The organism is Roseomonas sp. AR75, assembly GCF_005222815.1.
Classification (GTDB): Bacteria; Pseudomonadota; Alphaproteobacteria; order Acetobacterales; family Acetobacteraceae; genus Falsiroseomonas.
This window is the reverse complement of sequence record NZ_STGB01000002.1, coordinates 1-22,377: the sequence shown is the minus strand read 5'-3', so window position 1 is coordinate 22,377 and position 22,377 is coordinate 1. Positions and strand designations below refer to the sequence as shown.

At 71.8% G+C, this 22,377-nt stretch carries 21 protein-coding genes; 8 read left to right on the top strand and 13 right to left on the bottom strand.

Annotated features, from left to right (window positions below):
- Positions 1–27 precede the first annotated feature (27 nt).
- The 3 genes from E4T13_RS08020 to E4T13_RS08010 all read right to left on the bottom strand — a co-directional run bounded on the left by E4T13_RS08020 (position 28) and on the right by E4T13_RS08010 (position 2,436).
- The gene (locus tag E4T13_RS08020; RefSeq protein ID WP_137177773.1) at positions 28–747 is read right to left on the bottom strand and encodes a haloacid dehalogenase type II; all 720 of its coding nucleotides are present in this window, start codon (positions 745–747) and stop codon (positions 28–30) included.
- Positions 748–811: 64 nt separating this feature from the next.
- A complete protein-coding gene (locus E4T13_RS08015) occupies positions 812–1,705 on the bottom strand; it encodes an oxaloacetate decarboxylase (RefSeq protein ID WP_137177772.1) in 894 nt (297 codons plus the stop codon).
- 95 nt (positions 1,706–1,800) lie between these two features.
- A complete protein-coding gene (locus E4T13_RS08010; protein WP_137177771.1) occupies positions 1,801–2,436 on the bottom strand; it encodes a DVUA0089 family protein in 636 nt (211 codons plus the stop codon).
- A 411-nt stretch (positions 2,437–2,847) separates the two neighbouring features.
- Between E4T13_RS08010 and E4T13_RS08005 the strand changes: the two genes are divergently transcribed.
- The 3 genes from E4T13_RS08005 to E4T13_RS07995 all read left to right on the top strand — a co-directional run bounded on the left by E4T13_RS08005 (position 2,848) and on the right by E4T13_RS07995 (position 5,755).
- Positions 2,848–3,600 (top strand): SDR family oxidoreductase, encoded by a 753-nt coding sequence (locus tag E4T13_RS08005; RefSeq protein WP_137177770.1) that lies wholly within the window; start codon positions 2,848–2,850, stop codon positions 3,598–3,600.
- 83 nt (positions 3,601–3,683) lie between these two features.
- Positions 3,684–5,177, top strand: coding sequence for a murein L,D-transpeptidase (locus E4T13_RS08000; protein WP_137177769.1), 1,494 nt, complete (start codon positions 3,684–3,686; stop codon positions 5,175–5,177).
- Complete coding sequence (locus E4T13_RS07995) at positions 5,177–5,755, top strand: DUF882 domain-containing protein (protein ID WP_137177768.1); 579 nt, start codon at positions 5,177–5,179, stop codon at positions 5,753–5,755. The genes E4T13_RS08000 and E4T13_RS07995 overlap by 1 nt, the downstream gene beginning before the upstream one ends.
- Positions 5,756–5,856: 101 nt before the next feature.
- Here E4T13_RS07995 and E4T13_RS07990 read toward each other — a convergent pair whose 3' ends face one another.
- Positions 5,857–6,999 (bottom strand): MFS transporter, encoded by a 1,143-nt coding sequence (locus E4T13_RS07990; protein ID WP_137177767.1) that lies wholly within the window; start codon positions 6,997–6,999, stop codon positions 5,857–5,859.
- Positions 7,000–7,058: 59 nt separating this feature from the next.
- Positions 7,059–7,529, bottom strand: a complete 471-nt coding sequence (locus tag E4T13_RS07985) for a hypothetical protein (protein WP_137177766.1) — start codon at positions 7,527–7,529, stop codon at positions 7,059–7,061.
- Between the two features lie 191 nt (positions 7,530–7,720).
- Here E4T13_RS07985 and E4T13_RS07980 point away from each other — a divergent pair, with 191 nt between their 5' ends.
- Positions 7,721–8,311, top strand: coding sequence for a PEP-CTERM sorting domain-containing protein (locus E4T13_RS07980; RefSeq protein WP_206030120.1), 591 nt, complete (start codon positions 7,721–7,723; stop codon positions 8,309–8,311).
- A gap of 14 nt (positions 8,312–8,325) precedes the next feature.
- Here E4T13_RS07980 and E4T13_RS07975 read toward each other — a convergent pair whose 3' ends face one another.
- The 3 genes from E4T13_RS07975 to E4T13_RS07965 form a co-directional block, all read right to left on the bottom strand.
- Complete coding sequence (locus E4T13_RS07975) at positions 8,326–11,676, bottom strand: error-prone DNA polymerase (RefSeq protein WP_137177764.1); 3,351 nt, start codon at positions 11,674–11,676, stop codon at positions 8,326–8,328.
- A 125-nt stretch (positions 11,677–11,801) separates the two neighbouring features.
- Entirely contained in the window at positions 11,802–13,244 is a 1,443-nt protein-coding gene (locus E4T13_RS07970) for a DNA polymerase Y family protein (RefSeq protein WP_137177763.1), read from the bottom strand.
- A 314-nt stretch (positions 13,245–13,558) separates the two neighbouring features.
- Positions 13,559–14,326 carry an ImuA family protein gene (locus E4T13_RS07965; RefSeq protein ID WP_137177762.1) on the bottom strand — a complete coding sequence of 256 codons (768 nt, stop codon included), beginning with the start codon at positions 14,324–14,326 and terminating at the stop codon, positions 13,559–13,561.
- A gap of 227 nt (positions 14,327–14,553) precedes the next feature.
- On the opposite strand from E4T13_RS07965, the gene E4T13_RS07960 reads away from it, so the two are divergent.
- Both E4T13_RS07960 and E4T13_RS07955 read left to right on the top strand, forming a co-directional pair.
- Entirely contained in the window at positions 14,554–15,264 is a 711-nt protein-coding gene (locus tag E4T13_RS07960) for a serine protease (RefSeq protein WP_137177761.1), read from the top strand.
- 51 nt (positions 15,265–15,315) lie between these two features.
- The gene (locus E4T13_RS07955) at positions 15,316–15,729 is read left to right on the top strand and encodes a septal ring lytic transglycosylase RlpA family protein (protein ID WP_170984870.1); all 414 of its coding nucleotides are present in this window, start codon (positions 15,316–15,318) and stop codon (positions 15,727–15,729) included.
- A 94-nt stretch (positions 15,730–15,823) separates the two neighbouring features.
- Here E4T13_RS07955 and E4T13_RS07950 read toward each other — a convergent pair whose 3' ends face one another.
- On the bottom strand, positions 15,824–16,054 hold the full coding sequence (locus E4T13_RS07950) for a DUF1127 domain-containing protein (RefSeq protein ID WP_137177760.1): 231 nt from the start codon (positions 16,052–16,054) through the stop codon (positions 15,824–15,826).
- Positions 16,055–16,161: 107 nt separating this feature from the next.
- Here E4T13_RS07950 and E4T13_RS07945 point away from each other — a divergent pair, with 107 nt between their 5' ends.
- Positions 16,162–17,070 carry a LysR family transcriptional regulator gene (locus E4T13_RS07945; protein ID WP_137177759.1) on the top strand — a complete coding sequence of 303 codons (909 nt, stop codon included), beginning with the start codon at positions 16,162–16,164 and terminating at the stop codon, positions 17,068–17,070.
- Positions 17,071–17,075: 5 nt separating this feature from the next.
- Here the strand turns inward: E4T13_RS07945 and E4T13_RS07940 are convergent, their stop codons facing one another.
- Together E4T13_RS07940 and E4T13_RS07935 are read right to left on the bottom strand one after the other, a co-directional pair.
- Positions 17,076–17,699 carry a hypothetical protein gene (locus E4T13_RS07940; RefSeq protein ID WP_137177758.1) on the bottom strand — a complete coding sequence of 208 codons (624 nt, stop codon included), beginning with the start codon at positions 17,697–17,699 and terminating at the stop codon, positions 17,076–17,078.
- Positions 17,700–17,714: 15 nt separating this feature from the next.
- Positions 17,715–18,272 (bottom strand): DUF882 domain-containing protein, encoded by a 558-nt coding sequence (locus E4T13_RS07935; RefSeq protein WP_137177757.1) that lies wholly within the window; start codon positions 18,270–18,272, stop codon positions 17,715–17,717.
- A gap of 209 nt (positions 18,273–18,481) precedes the next feature.
- On the opposite strand from E4T13_RS07935, the gene E4T13_RS07930 reads away from it, so the two are divergent.
- Positions 18,482–20,260, top strand: a complete 1,779-nt coding sequence (locus tag E4T13_RS07930; RefSeq protein ID WP_137177756.1) for a hypothetical protein — start codon at positions 18,482–18,484, stop codon at positions 20,258–20,260.
- A gap of 21 nt (positions 20,261–20,281) precedes the next feature.
- Here the strand turns inward: E4T13_RS07930 and E4T13_RS07925 are convergent, their stop codons facing one another.
- The gene (locus tag E4T13_RS07925; protein WP_137177755.1) at positions 20,282–20,659 is read right to left on the bottom strand and encodes a rhodanese-like domain-containing protein; all 378 of its coding nucleotides are present in this window, start codon (positions 20,657–20,659) and stop codon (positions 20,282–20,284) included.
- Positions 20,660–20,779: 120 nt separating this feature from the next.
- The gene (locus E4T13_RS07920) at positions 20,780–21,991 is read right to left on the bottom strand and encodes a DNA methyltransferase (RefSeq protein WP_137177754.1); all 1,212 of its coding nucleotides are present in this window, start codon (positions 21,989–21,991) and stop codon (positions 20,780–20,782) included.
- Positions 21,992–22,377 lie beyond the last annotated feature (386 nt).

The following is a 22,377-nucleotide window of genomic DNA, read 5'->3' as shown; positions in this document are numbered from 1 at the left end:
GGAGTCTCGCGTTCCCTGCGCGCCGGATCAAGCCGGGCAGCCGAGCCTGTCCGCCAGCTCCATCAGATTTCCCGCAACGACATCCCAATCCTGCTCCGGCGCCAGGTTGGTGGTCTGGGCGGGGCCATGCTCGGTGGCGCGCAGCACGAAGCCGGTGGCGAAGCCCACGCCGCGGGCGGCGGCGAGGTCGTCGTTGTGGGCGGCGACCAGCATGCAGGCTTCGGGCGGCAGCCCGAGGATCTCGGCGGTGTTCAGATAGGCGCGCGGATCGCGCTTGTAGGCCCGCGCCACCTCCGCGCCGAGGATCGCATCCCAGGGCAACCCGGCACGCTTGGCCATGTTGAGCAGCAGCGCGATGTTCCCATTCGACAGCGGCGCAATGATGTATTTCTTCTTGAGGCGCGTCAGGCCGGGGATCGAATCCGGCCAGGGGTCCAGCCGGTGCCAGGCGCGGTTGAGATCGTCCAGTTCGGCCTCCGGGATGCCACCGGGATCGGCGCCGAGGTCGCGCAGAACGCCATCCAGGTTCTCCCGGTGCAGCACGTCCAGCCGGGTGAAGGGGCGGCGTCCTTCGATCACCTCCTTCATCGCGGGCCGGTAGCGCTTGCGCCAGGCATCGGCGAAGGCGTGCGGATCGGCCGCGATTCCGTGCTTCGCCAGGAAGGGCGCCGCATCCCGCGCGATGCCGCTGCGCCAATCCACCACCGTGCCGAAGGTGTCGAACAGCAGCGCCTTCACTTGGGTCATCGCGCGCACTCCGCCTGACGTCTCCCTCTCCCGCCGTTGCGGGGGAGGGTCGGGTTGGGGGGAATCACTCGGCAGCCTTCGGAAGATTCCCCGCGATCTCCGCCCATTTCCGGTCGAAGTCCCAGACCTCCGGGAAGCCCATCAGCTCGCACATCCGTCCGAAGCCGTAGGAGGCATCGGCCGGCAGGTTGTTCGAATGCCCGTCCTTCTTGAGTTGCGCATAGGCGCGCTCCAGCGCCGCCGCGACGGTCAGGAAGCCGACGGCGGGATAGATCGCGATGCGGTAGCCATATTTGTGCAGCGTCTCCGCCGGCAGGATCGGCGTGCGCCCGCCTTCCACCATGTTGGCAAATAGCGGCTTGCTGATCTGCTTCCCGACCTCGGCCATCTCCGCCTCGGTTTCCGGGCTTTCGACGAAGATCACATCGGCGCCGGCCTCGGCGTAGATCTTCCCGCGGCGGATCGCCTCCTCAAGGCCCAGCGAGGTGCGGGCGTCCGTGCGGGCGATGATGAGGAAATCCGGCGACTTCCGTGTTTCCGCCGCGACCCGGATCTTCAGTGCCATCTCCTCGGCCGGGATGACGCGGCGGCCCGGCGTGTGGCCGCACTTCTTCGGCATCTCCTGGTCTTCGAGCTGGATCGCGGTGACGCCCGCGGCCTCGTAGCCCGCGACGGTGTGCCGCACGTTCAGCAAGCCACCATAGCCCGTGTCCGCATCCGCGATCAGCGGCGTGCGACAGCCGCGCGCGATGGTGCCCATGCGGCCGACCATGTCGGTGTAGGTCGCGATCCCCGCATCCGCGACACCCAGATGGGACGCCACGGTGCCGAAGCCGGTAGCGTAGAGCGCCTTGAAACCCATGCCGTCCGCGACACGCGCGGAAATCATGTCGAACACGCCCGGCGCGAGGATGAACTCGTCCGCGTCGAGGGCGCGCTTGAGGGCGGGGTCGGCCATGGACGTCTCTCCTGCAACGGCCAGCGCTGAGTAGCGCCGGCCGGGGCAGGGCGGAAGCTCCGCGAGGCGCGGCGCGCGGCCGCGCCCACCGGGCCTCAGGCGCGGCGGCGCTTCTGCGCCACCAGGGCTGCGAGCGCGAAGCCGAACAGGCCGAGCGCGCCGGGCGCCGGCACCGGGTTCGGGTCCACCACGGTCACGCTGTCCACGTTCAGCAGGTGGAAGCGCCAGAAGCTGGTGCGCGGGTCGTTGTCGTCCCAGACGCCGTTGAACATGGGCTGGGTCGCGCCGCCATAGCCCTCGTCGAAGGTGAAGTTCGGGTTGCCGTCCTTCGAGAAGCCGCCGGCGATGTTGCCCGTATTCGCGAAGTTCGCGTACTGCGTGATGATGGCCGTGTAGGTGCCGGCCGCCAGGGCCACGTCGAAGAAGCTGTCATACACGCCGTAATCGTAGTTCATGCCGTTGACGGTCAGCGAACCCGCCACGCCGCCGTCGTCCTGGCTCGTGATGATGTTGCCGGCGCTGTCGGCGATGTAGAGGATCGGGTCGAAGCCGCCGCCATCGGGCGACTGCCAGCTCGTCGAGCGGATGCCGACGGTCTGCGCGGAGGCGATGCTGAAGTTGAACAGCAGCACGTTGTCGTCGCGCCCGAAATTGCCGGTGAAGGTGAGGTCGGCGGCGCTGGCGGGGACCGCGGCGAGGAGCGCCGCGGCAAAGGCGAAGTGGCGAACCATTACGGTATCCTCCAAGTGCGCGACAATTCGCTGCCACTTGTACGCCTACTCACGCAATAAGTGTGCCGAGAAAGAATTATTGTATACAACAATAACTTGGACGAAACGGGCGCGGTTCGCGCGCGCATTCCGTCGGAATTGCTTACAGCAGCGTGTGTGCGGCGCCGGCCTCCGTGGCGCTGGGCGGTTCGCCGCTGGTCGTCCCGTCGCCACGGGTCGGCTACGAAGGCCTCCTACCCTAGGCAGGTCCTGACCTGTGCGCGCCAAGCTGCGCCGCATCGCTGCTGGCCGGGGCACGGGACCAGAAAGGTTGCGTCCTCCATCTGTAAAGGCGTCCGACATGCCCGGTCGGTGTTGCGGGGCGTGACGCGCGGCCTCGCCCGGCCCACTCTGCCGAGCGGGAGGAACACGATGGCCGAACGACGCGTGATGCTGGTCACCGGAGCGGGGAAGGGGATCGGTGCGGCCGTGGCGCGTCTCGCCGCCGCCCGCGGCCACGACCTTGTGCTGACCTGGGGCAGCGACCGCGCCGCCGGCGAGGCGACCGCCGCCGCCTGCCGCGAAGCCGGCGCCGCCGTGGAACTCGTCCAGGCCGATGCCGCCGACCCGGACGCGACCGAGGCGGCCTTCATCGCCTGCGACGCCCGCTTCGGCCGGCTCGATGCCTTCGTCGGCAATGCCGGCATCACGGGTCCAGCCTCGTCCTTCCTCGACTCGACCGACGCCACCTGGCGGCGCGTGTTCGAGGTGAATGTCCTCGGCCTCGCCTCGGCCTGCCGGCAGGCGGCGCGGCGCATGGCGACGGGGCATGGCGGGCGGGGCGGCGGCATCGTGATCATCGGCTCACGCGCGCCGGCCTTCGGCTCGCCCTTCGAATTCGTCCACTACGCGGCTTCCAAGGGGGCGGTGGACCCGATGGTGCGCGGCCTGGCCAAGGAACTGGCGGGGCAGGGCATCCGGGTGAACGCCGTGGCCCCCGGGATGATCGACACCGCCATCCATGCCAGCGCCGGGGTGCCGGAGCGCGTCGCGCGAATCGTGCCGACCGTGCCCATGCAGCGACTCGGCACGCCGGAGGAGGTGGCGGAGGCAGTGCTGTGGCTGCTCTCCGACGCGGCCTCCTATGTGACGGGCGCTGTGCTGGACGTCTCCGGCGGCCGTTAAGCTTCTGTTCGGGAACGTCCCGCGAGCCGATCCACGATCAGTTCAACTTGGCAAGCGCGCCCCGGCAATTGTATCTCCGCGCCATGGACACGGCCCGCCGACCCCTGCTCGCCGCCGCGCTCGGCCTTGCCGCAGCGCCGCTCGCATCCCGGCCCGCCGCCGCCGCGCTGTCGGCGGACCGCGCGGCCGCGCTGCGCCTGACCGAACGGCTGCTGGCGCTGGAGGAGGACGGGCTCGACCCGCGCCACTACGGCATTCCCGATCCGGCGATGGCCGCCATGAACCCGGCTGCCTGGCAGGCCGCGCTGGAACGCGCCGCGACGCTGGCGCTGCAGGACCTGCTGATCGGCCGCGTGCGGGAACTGCCCGGCCGCCCCGACCTGCGCCGGGATGCCGCGGGCGTGGGGCTCGAGACTTGGCAGGCCGAACTGCTTTCGGCCGCCGAGCCTGCCGCCGTGATCTCCCGCGCCGCGCTCCGACCGCCCGAGGCGGCCGCGCTGAAGGCGGAGCTCGCCCGCACCCGTGCCATGGCCCGCGCCGGCTGGGCGACCATTCCCGGCGACAGCACCATCGAGCCCGGCAGCGTGGACGCCGTGCGCATTCCCGCGCTGCGCGCGCGGCTTGCCGCCGAGGACGCCGTGCTGGCTGCCGCCCCCGATGGCGGGGCGGTCTATGACCGCGTGCTGGAAGATGCGGTGCGCCGCTGGCAGGCGGCGAACGGGCTGGAGGTGGATGGCCGCGTCGGCCGCATCTCGCTCGGCCAGCTCAACCGGCCGCCGGAAGCGCGGCTGGACCAGCTTCGCGTGGCACTCGACATGATCCGCGCCGCCGCGCCGGTGCCGGCGGATCGCCGCATCGAGGTGAACGTGCCCGACTATCACCTCTCGGTGCTGGAGGGTGGGCGCGAGATCCTGGGCATGGCGGTGATCGTCGGCAGCCGTTCCCGCCCTACGCCGCTGCTGCGCGTGCGGATGACCGCGATCCAGTTCAACCCGCCCTGGGGCGTGCCCGAGCGCAACGCGCGGGAGGACCTGTTGCCGCGCTTCCGCCGCGACCCGCAGGCCATGATGGAGCGTGGCTTCCGCCTGTTCCAGGTGATCGGCGGCGAGCGGGTGGAGGTCGACCCGCGGGAGGTCGACTGGTCCAGCATGAACCGCAACAACTTCCCCTATTTCGTGCGGCAGGATGCGGGCGATTCGAATGCGCTCGGCCGCATCAAGTTCATCATGCCGAACAGCGAAGACATCTTCATGCACGACACGCCGGACCGGCACCTGTTCCGCCGTCCGGACCGCGCCTTCTCCTCCGGCTGCATCCGGCTGGAGCGGCCGATGGACTTCATGGCGATGCTGCTTCAGGGCCAGCCCGGCTGGGACATGGCGCGGGCCGAGCGCGCGCTGGCCAGCCGCGCGACCAGCGCCGTCACCCTCGCGCGCAGCCTGCCCGTGCTGCTGCGCTACCGGACGGTGATGGTGGAGCCCGCGGGCGTGCGCATCCGCCCCGACATATACGGCCTCGACGCGGCCTATGCGCGCGCGCTGAACGCGGCGGCGCGCGCCCAGGTGGCGCGCCTCTGATGGCCGGCATTATCGGTCATGGCGCGCTCTGCCCCTGCTGCGGGGCGGAGCAGGTCCTGCCGCGCCGCGGCTTTCTTGCCGCGGCGGTCGGCGTGGCGGCGGCGCTCGCGGTGCCGCCGGCGCTGGCGCAGGCCTCGACGCGCCGCCTGAAGGTGCGGCGGCAGGTCACGCTCGACAGCTTCGATGGCGTCTACTGGCGCGACGGCCGCTACGACCGGGATGCGCTGCGCCAGCTCGACTTCGTCTTCCGCGACCTGTCGGCGGCGGAGACGACGCCGATGGACCCGCGCCTGTTCGACCTGATGGCGGCGGTCGCGCAGGCGGTGGACAGCGACGAGGCCTATGAGGTGATCAGCGGCTATCGCACGCCGGAGACGAATGCGCGCAATGCCGGGCGCAGCCGGCGGGTCTCGGCCGTGTCGCTGCACATGTCCGGCATGGCCGCGGATTGCCGCCTGCCCGACCGCATCAGCATGCAGATGGCGCGCCGGGCGGCGGATCTGCAGCTCGGTGGCGTCGGGCTTTATCGCCGCGACGGCTTCGTCCACCTCGATTGCGGCCCCGTCCGCCGCTGGTAGCGCCGCGGCCCGCCCTCCCCGGAAAGGCCCTCTCCCCCCTCAGGGGGGAGAGGGTTGGGTGAGGGGGGCGTGCCTATCGAGCGTGCCGCTCCGCCGCCGCACTACCCCCTGCTGAACGCCCTCCACGCCAGCACCGCGCCCAGCCCTGCGAGCATCGCGCCGGCCACGCCGGTCCAGGCCAGCCCTGCCGCGGCAATCACCACGCCGCCATAGGCCGCGCCCAGGCCCTGCCCGCCCAGCGCCACCGCGCCGCTCAGCGCCAGCGCGACCGCGCGGTCCTCCGGCGCCAGCGTGATCAGCCGCGTCTGCATGATCGGCGCCAGCGCGAACAGCGCCGCGGAGCCCGCGAAGACGCAGGCGGCCAGCGGCGCCGCATGCCACAGCGCCGGCGCGAAGGCGAGCAGCGAGGAATAGCCGAGCAGCGCCGCCGCCAGCAGCAGCATCAGTGCAGTCGGCACGGCCGCTCCCTCTCGCATGGCGGCGCGGCCACCGATCAGGATGCCGGCGATGCTGCCGATGCCGACGAAGGCCTGGATCGCGCCGATGCCCGCGCCGGTGATGCCGGTGATCGCGGTCACGATCGGGCCGAGATAAGCCGCAATGCAGAACAGCCCGGCGAAGGAGAGCAGGCTCGCCGCCAGCACCAGCAGGATGTCCCGGCGCATCACCCGCCCCGCCGAGCCTGCGCCGCCGCGGTCGGTGGAGGGCAGGGGCGGCAGGCCCGCGCGCACCGCGACGGCGGCGACCAGCGCGATGGCGCCGCCGAAGACGAAGCAGGCGCGCCAGCCGAACCAGCCGCCGATCGCCGTGCCCAGCGGGATGCCGAGCGAGAAGGCGAAGGTCATGCCGGCCAGAACATTGGCCATCGCCCGCGCGCGCTGTTCCGGCGGCACGATCATGGAGGCCGCGACGCCCGGCAGCACCAGTGTGATGGCGGCCCCCGTGGCGATGCGCAGCGCCAGCATGACCCCCACATCCGGCGCCGCGGCGGTGGCCAGGTTCAGCAGGCCGACGAGCACGAGGCCGATCAACAGCAGGCTGCGCCGGTCCATCCGCGCCGTCAGCGCGGCCGCGGGCGCCCCGCACAGCGCGTAGGTCAGCGCATAGGCGGTGGCGAGCTGCCCGGCTGTCGCCAGCGAGACGCCGAGATCGGCGGCCATCGGCGCCAGCATGCCCGTGAAGGCATAGGCCCCCGTGGCGGCGGCGAATTGCGCGCCGGCGAGCAGCCATATCCGTCGGTCCATGCCGCCGGCATAGGCGCGCCGGGGCGCGCTGTCATGCGCCCTGCCAGCAGCCCTGGCCCTCAGCAGGCGCGGCGCGCGGTGGCGCTGGCGCGCCAGGGGTCGCCGAAGAGCAGCCCGGCCTGGCGAAAGGCGCAGCCCAGCCCGATCGCCGCCGCCATCGCATCGTAGCCGAGCTTCCCGGGCATGCGGTTCAGCAGGCAGGCGAAGGCCTCGCGCCGCGGCCCGCGCTGGGCCAGCGCCGCGATCAGCAGCAGCGGCGGCTCCTCGCCCACCAGGTGCGGGCAGAGCGGGCAGCCGATGGTCAGCGGCCCGGCCTGCGCCAGGGCGCGCAGCAGGGCATCCACGATCGGTGCCGCGGCGTCGGCGGATTCGGTGGCGAGCACGCGGCGCATGGCAGGGATGGTTGCGATGCCCTGGTTGCAGGCGGCGGCCCAGGCGCGGGCGGTGTCCAGCAGCAGGCGCTCGGCCTGCGGCAGCTCCTCGGGGTCGGTGCCGGTGTAGGGCCAGGTGGGCATGCCGCGCGTTGCCATCGGATCGGAGTCTCCCCTTGATCGGCGAGAGCATAGTGCAACTGAGAATGATTCGCAAACAAGCGATGCGCAGGAGAGGAAGTATCTTATTTCTCAATCATGATCTTATTCGACTCATTATGGCGGTCTTGTGATTAAAAGAGAGACGATTGGACTCGCATGGGATGGATCGCCATGGAACCCTTTCGGTCATGACACACAAGCTGCTCTTTGGGGCCGCTCTGTCGGTCCTCCTCTCGGTCGGGGCGCCGGGCGCCCAGGCCGGTTTCCTCGGTGCGGAATTCTCCGCGTTCTATCGCTTTCCCGACCTGGGCACGGTGTACCCCTTCGCCACATGGGCGCCGCCGAGCTTCACCGTCGGGGCGGGCGCCGAGACAGTCGGCGATGTCGAAAGTGTGACGTTCATCACGGCCGATTTCACCGACACGCGCCTCACCCTGGTGTTCGACACGGTCCTGACCAGCCCGACATGGAACGCCGTGGCGTTCAACGGGCCGGTCTTCACGGCAGTCGCGCCCCTCGGGATCACCGGCGTGTCGCTGAACGGCGCGACCACGATGCCGGGCTTCACGGCGGGCCGCGTCACCTTCACGGACACGGAGATCCGAGTGGACTGGAACGGCCTGTCCTATGTGGACGGCGAGGTCGTGGCGATCGACTTCGCCTTCGTGCCCGATCCGGTGGAGGTGCCGGAGCCGGCCAGCCTGGCGTTGCTCGGCCTCGCGCTGTCCGGCCTCGGCGTCGTGGCGATGCGCCGGCGGCGATCGCACGCGGCGACCTGAGGGGCGGGCGCGGCTCAGCGGAAATCCCGCGAAGGCGGCATGGCCGCGGCGCCGCGCTTGCCGGCGCGCACCGCGGGGTCGCGCGGGTCGTGCAGATTGGGGCTGCTGACCTCGTCGGCATTGGCCAGCACGCGCTTCCAGGTTGCGGCCGGATCCTCCAGCCGGTGCAGCCCGTCCAGCAGGCCGGACCAGTCGTGCAGCTTGCGCACGATGAGGTGGATGATCGGCACCTCCGCCTGCTCCATCCGCTCGATGCGGCCCTCGGCCAGCACCAGGCGGGCGCCGATCACCGCGGCGCGGTCGCGCTGCACGATGTCGGTGTAGAGCACGAGGTTGCCGGTGCCGAACTCGTCCTCGACGGTGAAGAACACCACGCCCTTGGCGCTGCCGGGTCGCTGGCGCACCAGCACGAGGCCGGCGAGGCGGATCCAGCGACCCTGCCGCGCGGCGTTCAGCGCGCGCGTGTCCACCGCGCCGCGCTCCTTCAGCACCGGGCGCAGCAGCGCCAGCGGATGGCGCCGCAGCGAGAGGCCGGTGGCGGCGTAGTCCAGCACGGTCTGCTCGCCCGCGGTTTCGGCGGGAAGGCTGGGCTGTTCCGCATCGTGCGCCTCGGAAAGCGGCAGCGCGGCCTCGACGCCCGCGGCTTCCCACAGCGCATGGCGGCGGCCTTGCGTCAGGGAGCGCAGCGCATCGGCGCGCGCGAGCGCATCCATGGCGCCGCGATCGAGCCGCGCGCGATGAGCGAGGTCGGCGACGTCGCGGAACGGTTCTTGGGCGCGGGCCTGCATGATCGCCTCGGCGTCATCTTTCTTGAGGCCGGCGATGAGGCGGAGGCCGAGGCGGAGGACGGGTCCTTTGCCCTCTCCCCCCACAGGGGGGAGAGGGTTGGGTGAGGGGGGCGTCGGCAAGGTCGAAGGTGCTCCGGCCCCCACCCCGACCCTCCCCCGCTCCGCAGGGGAGGGAGACAGGGCAGGAGAGGGCCGCGCGACCTCGTCCCCCACCTCCAACGCGCAATCCCAATCCGACACCGTCACATCCGCCGCCCGCACCTCAACCCCATGCTCCTTCGCATCGCGCACGATCTGCGCCGGCGCGTAGAAGCCCATGGGCTGGCTGTTCAGCAGCGCGGCGGCGAAGGCCGCGGGATGGTGCCGCTTGATCCAGGCGGAGACATAGACCAGCGAGGCAAAGCTCGCCGCGTGGCTTTCCGGGAAGCCATAGGTCCCGAAGCCTTCGAGCTGGCGGAAGCAGCGCTGCGCGAAATCGGCGTCGTAGCCATTCGCCGCCATGCCGGCCAAAAACTCCTCGCGGAATTTCCAGATCTCGCCGGTGTTCCGAAATGTCGCCATGGCGCGGCGCAGCTCGTCCGCGCGGGAGGGCGAGAAGCCGGCGCCGACGATCGCGATCTTCATCGCCTGTTCCTGGAACAGCGGCACGCCCAACGTTTTCTTCAGAACACCTTCCAGGCCGTGCGGGATCTCCACCGGTTCCTCGCCATTCCGCCGGCGCAGATAGGGATGCACCATGTCGCCCTGGATCGGGCCGGGGCGCACGATCGCGACCTCGATCACCAGGTCATAGAACTCCTTCGGGCGCAGCCGCGGCAGCATGTTCATCTGCGCGCGGCTCTCCACCTGGAAGACGCCGATGGAATCGCCCCGGCGCAGCATTTTGTACGTTTGGTCGTCATCCTGCGGCACGGCCGCAAGCGTGAGCCGCTCGCCGGTGACACCCTCGATCAGGTGGAAGGCGCGGCGGATGCAGGTGAGCATGCCCAGCCCCAGCACATCCACCTTCAGGATGCGCAGCGCCTCGATGTCGTCCTTGTCCCATTCGATGGTGGTGCGGTTCTCCATCGCCGCCTTCACCACCACCGTGTGTTCCGTCAGCGGCCCCTTGGTGATGACGAAGCCGCCGACATGCGTTGCCAGGTGGCGCGGGAAATCCTGGATTTCTTCCGCAATGTCCATCGCGTGACGGATGCGCGGGTCCGCATCGGGCCGCAGCCCCTGGTCCGCCGCCAGCTCCTCCAGCGATTTCTCGCCCGCGCCCCAGGTGGATTTGGCGATGCGCGCGGTCACGTCCTCGGTCAGGCCCATCGCCTTGCCGACCTCGCGGATCGCGCTGCGCTCGCGATAGCGGATCAGCGTCGCGGTGATCGCTGCGCGGTCGCGGCCGTAGGTGCGGTAGATGTGCTGGATCACCTCCTCGCGCCGCTCATGCTCGAAATCCACGTCGATGTCGGGCGGCTCGTCGCGGGCGGCGGAGATGAAGCGCTCGAACAGCATGTCGTGCTTGTCGGGCGCGACGGCGGTGATGCCGAGCACGTAGCACACCGCCGAATTTGCCGCCGAGCCGCGCCCCTGGCAGAGAATGTCCTGCGATTGCGCGAAGCGCACGATCTCATGCACCGTCAGGAAATAGGGCGCGTAGTCCATCTGCGCGATGAGCGAGAGCTCGTGCCGGATCTGCCGCTGCACCTTCTCCGGCACGCCGTCCGGCCATTTCACCCGACACGCTTCCGCGACGCGCGACTGCAGCGTCTCCTGCGCGGTGCGGCCGGGATCGAGAATTTCCTCCGGGTATTCGTAGGAGAGGTCGCGCAGCGAGAAGCGGCAGGCGCGGCGCACCCGCGCGGTGGCGGCGATCGCCTCGGGGAAGCGCGCGAGGCGGCGCGCGACCTCCGCGGGCGGCAGCAGATGCGCCTCGGCATTCGCTTCCGCGGCATAGCCCAGTGTCTCCACCGTGCGGCCGAGGCGGATGGCGGTGAGCACATCCGCGACGCGCCGGCGCGACGCCACGTGATAGCGCACGCCGCCCGCCGCGATCAGCGGCACACCGAGGGCCGCCAGCGCATCCAGCCGCGCCTGGTCGTCGCCGCGGCAGCGATGATCCGCCGTGCAGAACAGCGGCAGCGCGGTTCGTCCGTTCAATGCGCGTGCATCGGCGCGAAGCGCCTGCGCGAAGTCGCTGGTGACCTGCGCGGGCGGGATGCGCGCCATCACGCTGCCCTCGGCATGGTCGAGCAGCATCTCCCGCGTCAGGCGCGTGTCGCCCTTCTCGCCTTCCATCCGCGCCGCCGACAGCATGCGGCAGAGTCGGCCCCAGGCGGCACGATCCGCCGGCCAGGCGAGATACTCTGCGCCGTCGTTCAGACACAGGCGGATGCCCGCGACGAAGTGGATGCCGACCTGCTCCGCCGCGACCATCCCGCGCACCAGCCCAGCGACGGAATTGCGGTCCGCGATGCCGAAGGCGGCCATGCCGAGCGCCTTGGCGGCGACCGCAAGTTCGCGCGGGTAGGAGGCGCCTTCGAGGAAGGTGAAGTTCGAGAGGGCGCCGAGTTCGGCGAAAGGTTCGTCCATGGGTCAGGGCTTCGCGCCATGAGTTGCGCGGCCCCCACCCCGACCCTCCCCCGCACTGCGGGGGAGGGAGAGAAGCCCTCCCCCGCAGTGCGGGGGAGGGTTGGGAGGGGGCACGACCGACCGCATCACAGCCGCCCCTGCACGAACCACCGCGCTTCCGCCCCGAAGCCCGAGCGGCACACCCAGAGCCGCACGCCGGAGGCCAGTTCCAGGCGATAATAATCCCGCCCCGGCCGGTCCGGCCTGGCGCGCCACCATTCGGGCTCGATCCGCTCCGGCCCCTCCGCCGCGCGCACGCGATGGCCGACCTTGCCGATCCGCAGCAGGGAAGGGGGCGCGTCCGGCAGCAGCGCCATCGCGCTGACCTCCAGCGGCCGGCGCAGCAGCCGCACCGGGCGCACCGCGCGCGGCCAGTCCTGCGGCACCAGCACGCCGGCCGTGGCGTGAACGCGCGTCACCTCGCGCTCCGGCCAGTGGCTCTCGGCGGGGGCCAGGCGCCAGACCTGCACGCGCTGGGCCAGGCGGTCGAACAGGCGGGCCAGATCCTCCGTCTCTTGCGCCCCCCTTACGAAGCCGCCCTGCAGCCCGGTCATCGCCTCCGTCGCCTCGGCGCCGAGGACGATGCGATCGAAGCCGAAGCCGGGTTCCAGCCTCTCCAGCTTCTGCTCGAACAGCCGGCCGAGATGGGCCGGGTCGCGCACGGCGAGGCCGGTGCCGATCGCGACCTCCTGCACCGCGCCATCCACCCGGTGCGCCCGCAGCACCACGCGCCGCGCGCCGCGGCTGGCTTCCTCCAGCCTGCGGCAGAGCGCACGGAGCAGCGCCGCGACGGCGATGTCGATGGCCTCCCGCGTGATCAGCGGTTCCAGGAACTCGCGCGTCGCGGAAAAATCGGGCGGTGGGCGGATGGGGGAGATCGGCGCCGAAACCTCTCCGGCGGCTTCCTCCAGCGCGCGCAGCGTCGCCGCGCCGAACCGCCGGGCGAGCGGGCCGCGCGGCTGGCGCCGCACCTCGCCGATGCGGCGCAACCCCATGCGGGAGAGGGCGGTCACGACCTCCGGCGCGATGGGCAGGACCGACAAGGGCAGGTCCTCGACCGCCGCGGCTTCCTCGCTTGGCGGGATGATGCCCGCGCCCCCGGACCGCGCCAGGGCCAGCGCCGTGCCGGGGGCGCCGGCGATCACGCCGCAGGCGGTGAAGCCGAGCCCGGCCAGGCCCGCCACGACGCGACGCAGCAAGGCGGCCTCGCCGCCGAAGAGATGGGTGGCGCCAGTGATGTCGAGGAGGAGGGCAGGGGTGCCCGGCCCCCACCCCGACCCTCCCCCGTGAACGGGGGAGGGAGAGACGAGCGGGGAGAAGCGCAACGCCCAGAGGGCCAGGCGCTCCAGCAGCGCGGCCTCGGCGGCCGCATCCTCCTCCACCGCCTGCGCCTCCGGCGCGATCGCCTGCGCGTCCGACAGGGCCTGCCCCGCCCGCACGCCCTCAACGCCGCCGACCGCCACCACCTCCCGCCGCGACCCCACACCGCGCCAGACCAGCACCGGCCCGCCCGGCCCCAGCCGCTCCACGGCCAGCCGCGGCAGGGCAAGGGCGAGATGACGGCGTGTTGCAGGGGCGGTCTGCGGGGGCTCTGCCCCCGCGCCCCCGCCGGGGAGCTTGAAGCTCCCCGGACCCCGACACTCGTTTATGCCCCGAAGGGAGGGGGGCACTTCGGCCCCCCTCCCTTCGGGGCATGAAGGGAATGCAGGTCCAGGAGCCTCAGGCTCCTGGCAGGGGGTGCAGGGGGACAGCGTCCCCCTGCAAACCACCTCCGCACCCCGCCCGTCATCCAGCCCCAGCCCCGGCAGCGGCAGCCGCGGCGGGTGGGCCGCGCGGCGGCGGCTCATGCGCGGCGGCGGCGCGGGGTGGCCGCGGGGATCGTGTCGGTGTCTGTGTCGAGCCGGTCGGTCGTGGTGCGCCAGGTGACGGTCCAGGTGCGGGGGGTGCTGCCGCGGCAACGGAGCAGGTCGAGCTGCCAGCGGGGGTCGCCCAGCTTATGCGGGCTGCCAGAGTCGCCCGGTAATGCGTTGATCCGCCAACGGGTGAGAGCGGCGGAGGGCCCGGGATCCTCGGTGTCGGGGCGCAGGAGGAGGCCAAGTGCGCCGCCGGCCTCGGCGGCGAGTTGCAGGCGGCGGGCGGCGGTGAGGTCGAGGTCGGACAAAGTCAGCAGGGCGCCGCCGACGGCTGGGCAGCGCAGCGCTTCCTCCATGGCCCAGAGCCCGTCGGTGGGGCGCGGGGCGCGGACGAGCACGAGGTCTGCGGGGGAGAGGCCGAAGCGCACCAGGCCGGGTGGCCAGGCGTCGGGGTCCGGACCGATCCAGAGGACGGGGCCCGCGGTACGGCCGAGGATCACGGCGCAGAAGCCGGCGGCGGCGCCGGGCTCGGCGGCGAGGATCTCGTGCAGCCCGGCGCGGGCGAGGCCGCCGCCGGGGAGGTGGGCGTCGATGCTTTCGGACAAACTCACCACCCCCGCCTGGCTGCGGGCGAGAGCGGCGGCGGCACCGGCGCGTTCGAGCCGGCCGATGCGGGCGCGCAGCGCGGCGAGCAGGGCCGGGCGGTCCATCGGCAGCGGCTCGGGCGGCAGCGGGTAGGGGGTGGGGTCGGGGTCCATGGCGATGGCTGATGTTCGCTATATGTTCTAATACCAGGGTGCCGCGGGTCAAGCGGTTTGCGGTTGCCGGGGCTGGATTTTGCTGTGGATTATTGTAAATACAGTGGCTTATGGCCTTGTTCCGCAAAATCATCCAAGCCTCAGGGAAAGCCGCACTTCTCGCGTCAACACATCCTTAACTCCCGGCCGCCTCAACTCCGGATGCGCCCTTGAGGAAGGTCCCTCCGATGCGAGTCGTCCCAGTCTCCGCCTGCCTTCGAGGCTTCCTCGTTCCGCTCCTGGCGGCCGCGCTGCTCGGCGCCTGCGCCCGGCTGCCGGCCGAGGAGGCGCGTGGCACCCCGGCCGAGGCCGTCGCCGCGCAGGGCTTCGCGCGCCTCAGCGCCACCGGCATGCCGCTCGGCTCCGCGGTGGCGATCGCGCCGGACCGGCTGCTGACCAACGCGCATGTCATCCCTGCAGGCGTGCAGGACCTGTCCTTCCGGCGCGGCGACGGCGCGGCCTCCGGCCCGGCGCGGCTGCTGGCGCGCAGCGACCGGATGGACCTGGCGGTGCTGGAGGTGCCGGCCGTCTTCGCCCCGGCCCCGCCGGCCGAGGCGCCACCGGCCGAGACCTCGCCGCTCTGGGCGGCCGGGTCGCCGGCGGCCGGGCCGGCAGTGGTGGCGGGGCACGTCACCCGCACCGGCACGGTCCTGCCAGGCCATGGGCCGGGCTTCACCGCCCGGATCGGCGCGCTGCTCGGCTATTCCGGCGGGCCCGCGCTGGATGGGCAGGGCCGGCTGCTTGGTCTCGTGACCGCGGTGCCACAGCCCGGCGCCGCGCCGCTGCTGGCCGCACTCTCCGGCATGGACCTGGATGGGCTGGCGCGCGGGGATCGGGAGGTCTTCCTGCTCGGTATCGAGGAGGCGCTGACGGAGGCCGCCCGCATCGCCCCGCGCTGACGAAGCCGCGAGCATCATGCAACCAGCCGGGAGACATCGCGTCCCCCCGCCATGCTACGTCCCCTGCTGATCCTGAGCCTCACCCTCGCCCCCGGCATGGCCGCCGGCGCCGAGCGGCAGAAAAGCGCCGCCGTGCAGCGCGGCGAGGCCTCCTACTACCACCCGCATCGCTTCACCGGGCGGCGCATGGCCAATGGCGACCGCTTCGACCCGCAGTCGAACGCGGCGGCGCACCGCACCCTGCCACTCGGCACGCTGGTGGAGGTGACGAATGTCGAAACCGGCGCGACGCAGGTGGTGGTGATCGAGGATCGCGGCCCTTACGCGCGCGGCCGCATCCTGGATGTCTCGCCCCGCGTGGCCGAGGAACTCGGCATGATCGAGGACGGCACCGCGACCGTCCGGCTGCGCACCCTCGGGCTGCTGCCGAACCGGGCGCGGGATGGGCAGAGCGGGACGGATTGAGCGCGCTGCCCTTGAAGGTTGCTCGGCCCCCACCCCGACCCTCCCCCGCACTGCGGGGGAGGGAGAGGAACGGCGGGGAAGGAGCCGCGGGGTCCTACATCCGGTCCCAGGATGCGTGGGGCGTCAGGTCCCAGGGCGCGCGGGCGGCTTCCTCCAGCGCGTCGCTGCGACTGACGCCGATGTCTTTCAGCATCCGGTCATCCATCTCGGCCAGGCGTCGGCGGCCCTCGATGGCATGCATGGCGGCGGCCAACCAGTCGAGCCAGCCGACCGAGGCCCGCGGGCGGCGCCGCAGGACAGGACGGGTGAGCACATGGCCGGACATCGGTGGGGTTCCTTCCCTCAATGGACGGCTCGAACATCACCCTGTGGCAGGCATCAGTAAAACGAATTGTCTTGACGTTGTGCATCAGATGTCTTGATGTTCCTGGCATGCTCGCGCTGCCCCCCGGCCTCGACCCCGACCTGCTGCGCGCCTTCGTGCTGATCGCCGAGGGCGGCTCCTTCACCCGCGCCGCCGAGCGCGTCGGGCGCACCCAATCCGCCGTCTCCATGCAGATCCGGCGGCTGGAGGAGACGCTGGGACAGCCGCTGCTGGTGCGCACGCCGAAGGGCGTGCAGCCGACGCCGCAGGGCATGTGGCTGCTCGACCGTGCCCGCGCGATGCTGGCGCTGAATGACGAGATCGTCGGCAATTTCCGCGCCCCGCCGATGGTCGGCACGGTGCGGCTCGGCACGCCCGACGACTATGCGCTGCAATGGCTGCCGGCGATCCTGGCGCGCTTCGCGGAGGCGCATCCGGCTGTCGAGTTGGAGGTGGTCTGCCTGAACTCCGACGTGCTCGCGCAGCAATTCCTGGAAGGGCGGCTGGACCTGACCCTGCTCAGCGAGGGGCAGGAACCGCGGCACGTGCCGGCGCAGCGCATCTGGCGGGGACCGCTGCGCTGGGTCGGCAGCCCGACGCATGGCCTGCACAAGCGCGACCCGCTGCCGCTGGCGCTCTCCCGCCCCGACAATTTCTGTACGTGGCGCAGCGCGGCGCTGAGCGCGTTGCGCATGCAGGGCAGGGCGGCGCGGGTGACCTACAATTCGGCGACGCAGACGGGCTGCTTCACCGTGGCGCTGGCCGGCCTCGCGCTGACCGTCAGCACGCCCTGCACCCTGCCGGAAGGTCTGGCCTGGATGGGCGAGGCCGAGGGCCTGCCGGCGCTGCCGGAGATGGGCATCGTGCTGTTGCGGCATGAGGCGGCGCTCGGCGTGCCGGCCGCGGATACCCTCGCCGCGCATATCGCCGACGGCTTCCTGCGCGCGGCCGGGCCCGGGATCGCCATCGCGGCCTGACCCGCTCAGCGGTTCGGAAAGATGACTGCGCGGAACTGCCCGCTGGCCGGCAGGATGCCGTATTCCACCTCGTCCGGCCGGTCGCTGGCATTCGCCGCGCCGTAGATCAGCCGAACGAAGGCCCGCAGCCCCGCATTCGCCGCCAGGTGCTGCTCGATCGCGCGCCACAGCAGGCCGTTGTCGGAGCGCGCCTGGTTCAGCCGGCGGGCCTGGCGGAAATAGTTCGGCCCGCCCTCCCGCCCGCCCTGCGCATGCGACCAGGCATGGCCCTTGTCGAGCCCGTCGCCGGCGCGCGGATAACCGGCGTGATAGGCGCTGTCCCGCGTGTTCGGCGCGACGCTCCGGCTGCGGCCCCAGACGATGACCGTCCGTTCCCGCGTGAGGTCGAACAGCAGGTCCACCGCGCCGTCATCGAGGATGACCAGCTGGGCATCGGGCACACCCGCCTTGCGATACTGCGTCGCGGCATGATCGAGGATGCCTTCCAGCAGCGGCGCGTCATTGCCGGTAGCGCCGAAATCCGTCAGCAGGGCGGCATAGGCGGCCATGCCGGAACGCAGCTCCGGGTTCCGGCCAAGCTCGCGGTCGATGATCCGCTCGATCGGCTGCCCGGACCAGTCGCCAGGCATGGCGGTGCCCTCCGGTCAGGACCGCGCCGGCGCCGCCCCCCGCCAGCCGCGCAACGGCCCGATATCCACATGGACGAACCCGCCATAGGTGCCGATGCCCATGAACATGTTGTGGCGCGAGACATCCGTGGCCACCGCGGCCAGGTCCGTCGGCGTGACGCCGGCCATCTGGATGTCCGCCGCCTGGCCCTCGAGATGGCGGCTGTTCTGCGCCGCGCCTTCCAGCGAGGCATTGGTGCGCGACGTGCGATAGCCGGACAGCAGGAGCAGCGGGCGGTGGAAGCCCCAGCGCGCCTGGATCTGGCCGAGCTTGTCCAGCAGCAGCACCGGCATCGGGCCGGTCGCGTTCTGCCGCAGGTCGCGGAACAGGCGCTGCAGCCGCGCCACCACCTGCCAATCCATCTGGCCATCGGCGCGGATATAGGCGGCGCGCACCTCCTCGCCCGCCTGGTTGCGGATCCAGATGGCGCGGGTGCGGTCGCCGGGTCGCTGCATCGCCGCGGCGGGCAGGGCCGGCAGGGTCAGCGCGCCGAGGGAAGCGGCCAGCAGGAGCCGGCGGGGGGTATTCGCCATGGCGATCTCCCGTGGGGGGCGGTGTCTCGCCTCATTATTATGCACGGAATGAAGGAAATGTTCCAGCCGCGACGAGTCGCGGGGTGAATCACGGCGCCGCGAGACGGCGTCCTGCGGGGTCGACCCCCCGGCACCCGTCGCGCAGATTGCCGGCCTCGCAACCTTCCGGGGCAGCGCGCATCCCCGGATTTCGCCCGAAGGAGAGCGCCTTGCCTGCACCCCGCCCCGTCATCCTCCCTGCGCTTCTTCTGCTCGGCGTCGCCGCGGTCTCGGACGCGCGGGCGGAACTGCCGCAACCCTCCTGCGCGGCGCTGGCGGAATGGACGCAGGGCTTTGAGCGGCGGGATGGCTGGGCGCCGAATGAGCTCGGCCTGGGCGGGCGGGATCGGTTCAACGCGCTGTTCGCCGATCCGCGGACCGCGGCGCTGTTCGGCAAGCCGGTGCTGGCATGGACGCCGGACGAGGCCAAGGCGCTGGCGCCGCATCTCGCCGCCTGCGCCGACGAATTCCGCCGCGCCCGAGACCGGGAGGCGAGCGGCGCGCTCGGCGCGCTGCGGATCCAGACGGGACGGGAGGTGGCGAATTACCTGGCCGCGCTTGCCGAGGCGCGCAGCGACGTGCCGCGCCTGCTCGGCGAGCTGGCAGGGTCCGAACCCTCCGTCGCGCTGCTACGCTTCCTGGAGGCGGCTGCGACCCTCGGCAGCGCGGATGGCGCGGCGGCGCAGGCCAATCAGGCCCTCAGCCAGTTGAGCGGCGCAACGCGCAACGGCGCGCGCGCCTTGCTGGGCGCGTTGCGCGAGATCCCGCAGGACGAGGTCCCGGCGCTGCTGGGCCCTGTCGCGGAACGGCTGCCGGCGCTGCGCAGCGGCGTGCGGGAGGCTGCCGAGGCAGAGCTGGAGGAGGTGCCGGCGACACTGGCGGGGCTGCAGATCCTGGACCGTCGCGCGCCGCAGCTCGTCGCGCAGACCGGGCCGGTGATCGGCGCGGAGGAGACGCAGAAGCTGGAAGCCGCCATCGCGGCGCGCCGCGACGCCATCGGCGCGACGCTGCGTGACGAGCTGATCGGCCAGGCGCGCGCCGCGCCCGAGAACATCCTCGGCGCGCAGATGCTGCCGCGGATCCAGCAGCAGGCGACCGGCCAGTATGCCGCGGCCATCGGGCCGCAGGGCGTCGCCGCGGTGACCGCCGTGCTGCGCGAGCGGCGCGCCGCGATCGGCGCGGCGCTGGTGAAGGAGACGCTGGCCGGCATCGCCGGGATGTCGCCGCAGCTGGGCTCGCTGCGCACGCTGCAGCAGTTGGAGAACCCGACACCCAACCCCGCCTTCTACACCGCGGTGGGGCCCGAAGGCATGCGGGAGATCCGCAGCGCGGCCGCCGCGCGGCGCGCGGCGCTGGGGCATGAGGTCGCGGGCGCGCTGCGCCAGGAGGTCGGGCGGGTCGCCGCCTCGCCGGATGCCTTCGCCGCGCTGGACCGCATGGTCACGGGCGATGTTCTGGCGCTGCTGCCGGCGGAGGAGGGCACCGCGCTGAAGGCGGCGGCTGCGGAGCGGCGTGGCGGCATCGCCGACGCGTTGCTGCCGGCGTTCCGGGCCGAGCTCGCGGCCATGCCCGTCACGGAGGAGTCGCTCACCGCGATCGACCGCAGCGTGTTGCCGGGGATCGCGCGCTGGCCGGCCTCGGCGGAGGCGGAGAAGGCGCGTTTCGCGGCGGTGGCGCAGGAGCGCCGCGCGGCGATCCTGACCGCGGTGAACCGCGCCGAGGCCGGCGCGATGCGCGGCCGGATCTACGAGGGCGACATGGTGAAGATCGAATTCCTCGACCGCACGCGGGTGGTGCTGACGGCGCCGGGCGCGCCGCCGGTGCCGGGCACCTATACCGAGGAAGCCGATGGCCGCTTCAGCATCACCGCCGGTCCGATGTCGATGGTGATGACGCGGGAAGGCAAGCGGCTGGTCGCCGGGCCGGTGGAAGTCAGGCGGGTGCAATAGCCCGCCCGCCGGCGTGATGCGTCAGCCGTTCTCGACCTCGCCGCCCCCTTCGACCCAGTCCTTGAAGCCGCCGAGGTTGCGGACGTCCTTGTAGCCCATGTCCTTCAGCGTCTTGCCCGCGAGCGCGGAGCGGCCGCCGGAGGCGCAGTAGACGATGATGGTCTTGGCGCGGTCGAAGGCCGCGTCGTGCAGGGGCGATTCCGGATCGGCGCGGAATTCCAGCAGTCCGCGTGAGACCGCGAGCGCGCCCTTGGCCTTGCCGGAAGCCTTCACCTCGGCAGCGTCGCGCACGTCGAGCAGCACGGTCTGCGGCTGCTCCGCGAGCGTCTTGGCCTCGGCGGCGCTGATGCGCGGCACCTCGGCATTCGCGGCCGCGAGCATTTCCTTCACGGTCATCATCTGCGCTGTCCTCCTTGACGGTATGAGTTTAGCCAGTCTCGCGGATGAAGTGAGGGGCCCGGAGACGATCATCCTGCCGGGCGGGAGCGCAAGGCGGGAGCGCGCGGGCAGCGCTCTCGCTCATTGCCTCCGCATCACCACGATCCGGTTGCTGTTGGTGCCCCGCCGGTTGTTCGCAACGCCCCAGCAATTGGCCGTTTTCGTAAAGTCCTGCCGGTTCAACATCACGAAGAGGCGTTCCAGCGGCAGGCCCTCCGCCGCTTCCCACACCAGGCGTTCCAGCAGCACCGTGCCGTTGCGGACCTCGCCGACCTCGAAGGCGAGGTGGCCGCCGGGCCGCACCACGCGCGCGATCTCGGCCAGCACCGCACGGATCATCGCCTGCCAGGCGGCAGAGCTGGCATGGCGGGCGATGGGGACGGCCTGCGCGTCGATGCCGGCGAACCAGCAGCGCAGCCAGTTGTCCTCGGCGTATTGCACCACGTCGAGAAAGGGGGGCGAGGTGACGACGAGCGCGACAGAGCCATCGGCAATCGCCGGGTTGCGCTCGGCCGGGCCGGTGGTGAGGCGGAAGGGCAAGGCCGGGCCGGGCAGGGGCTTCGCCAGCAATGCGCGGGACTTCTTCAGGATGATGGCGGGGATGTCGCGATCGGGCGGGGTCTGGTCGAGCCGCGCATTGATGCGCCGCTGCGCCGCGACGGAGACGGCCTGGTTGGGCGGCATGGTGTAGCCCGAGAAGAAGCCGGGCGAATGGCCGGTGAGGCGGTTCAGCGCGACCATGCGGATCCAGTCGGCGACGGGATCAGGTGTTTCGTCCGCCAGCGAGGCATGCCGTTCCAGCCAGGACCGAAGCGCGTTGAGGCGTAGCAGGGTGGCTTGGCTGTAGAAGGCGAGAAGGTCGGCCGGTTCGGCGGCGCCTGCGTCCCAATCCACCGTAGCGAGGGCGGCGGCGACCTGATCCGGGTCGGGCGGAGCCAGGCGGGGCCGGGTCAGCAGGACGCCGAGCGGGTTGATGTCGTTGCCGGCGGCGCGGCGCCCGAGCAGCGCCGCCTCCACCGGCGTGGTGCCGCGGCCCATGAAGGGGTCGTACACGGCCTCGCCCGGCGCGGTCAGGCGCCGGACGAAGAAGGCCGGAAGCTGCGGCTTGAAGCAGGCGCGATAGCTGATCTCGTGGATCGGGTGGGCCTGGCGCTGGCCCGCCGTCCAGAAGGCGTTCTCCAGATAGGGGATGCCCTGATCGGCGAAGGCGACGGTGGCACGATCGCTCTCGGCGAAGGCGCGGATCTGCGTGGCAAAGCAGGCGGGAGACGCGGATTCGGGGACCCAATCCATGCGCTGTCATAGCCCCCCGGCACGCCGCGGTCAGGCGGCAGTTGTTCCGGCGGCGGGGGATGTGTCGGCGCGATGACGGAATGACGCATCGAGGGGGTTTGACAGCCTCCGGGCCGAGGACTAGATACCCGCCACCGACGACGAACGCGGTGGGCACTTGAAGCGGCGGGCCAAACCCGCTACCTTCTGCGCCCCGCCAAGTTGGCGGTATCGGGACAGGCGGCACCGGGTGCCCCGAAAGGGGATCGGGTCGTTTCGTCCTCTCGCTCTTTCAAACTGTGCATCGGCGAGGGGAGTATAGCTGGTTACCTTATTCGGACTGTGTGTGCCTGAGAGGGTGCGCGCGGTGGGAAGGGTGGCCGGATGGAGATGTTGGTGTTTTTGAG

What these genes read in the sequence shown, in the direction of transcription:
- E4T13_RS07925 (WP_137177755.1), bottom strand. Translation starts at nt 20,659, where the DNA reads ATGATGACCGTGAAGGAAATGCTCGCGGCCGCGAATGCCGAGGTGCCG.
- E4T13_RS07975 (WP_137177764.1), bottom strand. Translation starts at nt 11,676, where the DNA reads ATGGACGAACCTTTCGCCGAACTCGGCGCCCTCTCGAACTTCACCTTC.
- E4T13_RS07995 (WP_137177768.1), top strand. Translation starts at nt 5,177, where the DNA reads ATGGCCGGCATTATCGGTCATGGCGCGCTCTGCCCCTGCTGCGGGGCG.
- E4T13_RS07935 (WP_137177757.1), bottom strand. Translation starts at nt 18,272, where the DNA reads ATGGCGAATACCCCCCGCCGGCTCCTGCTGGCCGCTTCCCTCGGCGCG.
- E4T13_RS07985 (WP_137177766.1), bottom strand. Translation starts at nt 7,529, where the DNA reads ATGGCAACGCGCGGCATGCCCACCTGGCCCTACACCGGCACCGACCCC.
- E4T13_RS07955 (WP_170984870.1), top strand. Translation starts at nt 15,316, where the DNA reads ATGCTACGTCCCCTGCTGATCCTGAGCCTCACCCTCGCCCCCGGCATG.
- E4T13_RS07965 (WP_137177762.1), bottom strand. Translation starts at nt 14,326, where the DNA reads ATGGACCCCGACCCCACCCCCTACCCGCTGCCGCCCGAGCCGCTGCCG.
- E4T13_RS07945 (WP_137177759.1), top strand. Translation starts at nt 16,162, where the DNA reads ATGCTCGCGCTGCCCCCCGGCCTCGACCCCGACCTGCTGCGCGCCTTC.
- E4T13_RS07990 (WP_137177767.1), bottom strand. Translation starts at nt 6,999, where the DNA reads ATGGACCGACGGATATGGCTGCTCGCCGGCGCGCAATTCGCCGCCGCC.
- E4T13_RS08005 (WP_137177770.1), top strand. Translation starts at nt 2,848, where the DNA reads ATGGCCGAACGACGCGTGATGCTGGTCACCGGAGCGGGGAAGGGGATC.
- E4T13_RS07960 (WP_137177761.1), top strand. Translation starts at nt 14,554, where the DNA reads ATGCGAGTCGTCCCAGTCTCCGCCTGCCTTCGAGGCTTCCTCGTTCCG.
- E4T13_RS07940 (WP_137177758.1), bottom strand. Translation starts at nt 17,699, where the DNA reads ATGCCTGGCGACTGGTCCGGGCAGCCGATCGAGCGGATCATCGACCGC.
- E4T13_RS07920 (WP_137177754.1), bottom strand. Translation starts at nt 21,991, where the DNA reads ATGGATTGGGTCCCCGAATCCGCGTCTCCCGCCTGCTTTGCCACGCAG.
- E4T13_RS08000 (WP_137177769.1), top strand. Translation starts at nt 3,684, where the DNA reads ATGGACACGGCCCGCCGACCCCTGCTCGCCGCCGCGCTCGGCCTTGCC.
- E4T13_RS07980 (WP_206030120.1), top strand. Translation starts at nt 7,721, where the DNA reads ATGACACACAAGCTGCTCTTTGGGGCCGCTCTGTCGGTCCTCCTCTCG.
- E4T13_RS08010 (WP_137177771.1), bottom strand. Translation starts at nt 2,436, where the DNA reads ATGGTTCGCCACTTCGCCTTTGCCGCGGCGCTCCTCGCCGCGGTCCCC.
- E4T13_RS08015 (WP_137177772.1), bottom strand. Translation starts at nt 1,705, where the DNA reads ATGGCCGACCCCGCCCTCAAGCGCGCCCTCGACGCGGACGAGTTCATC.
- E4T13_RS07950 (WP_137177760.1), bottom strand. Translation starts at nt 16,054, where the DNA reads ATGTCCGGCCATGTGCTCACCCGTCCTGTCCTGCGGCGCCGCCCGCGG.
- E4T13_RS08020 (WP_137177773.1), bottom strand. Translation starts at nt 747, where the DNA reads ATGACCCAAGTGAAGGCGCTGCTGTTCGACACCTTCGGCACGGTGGTG.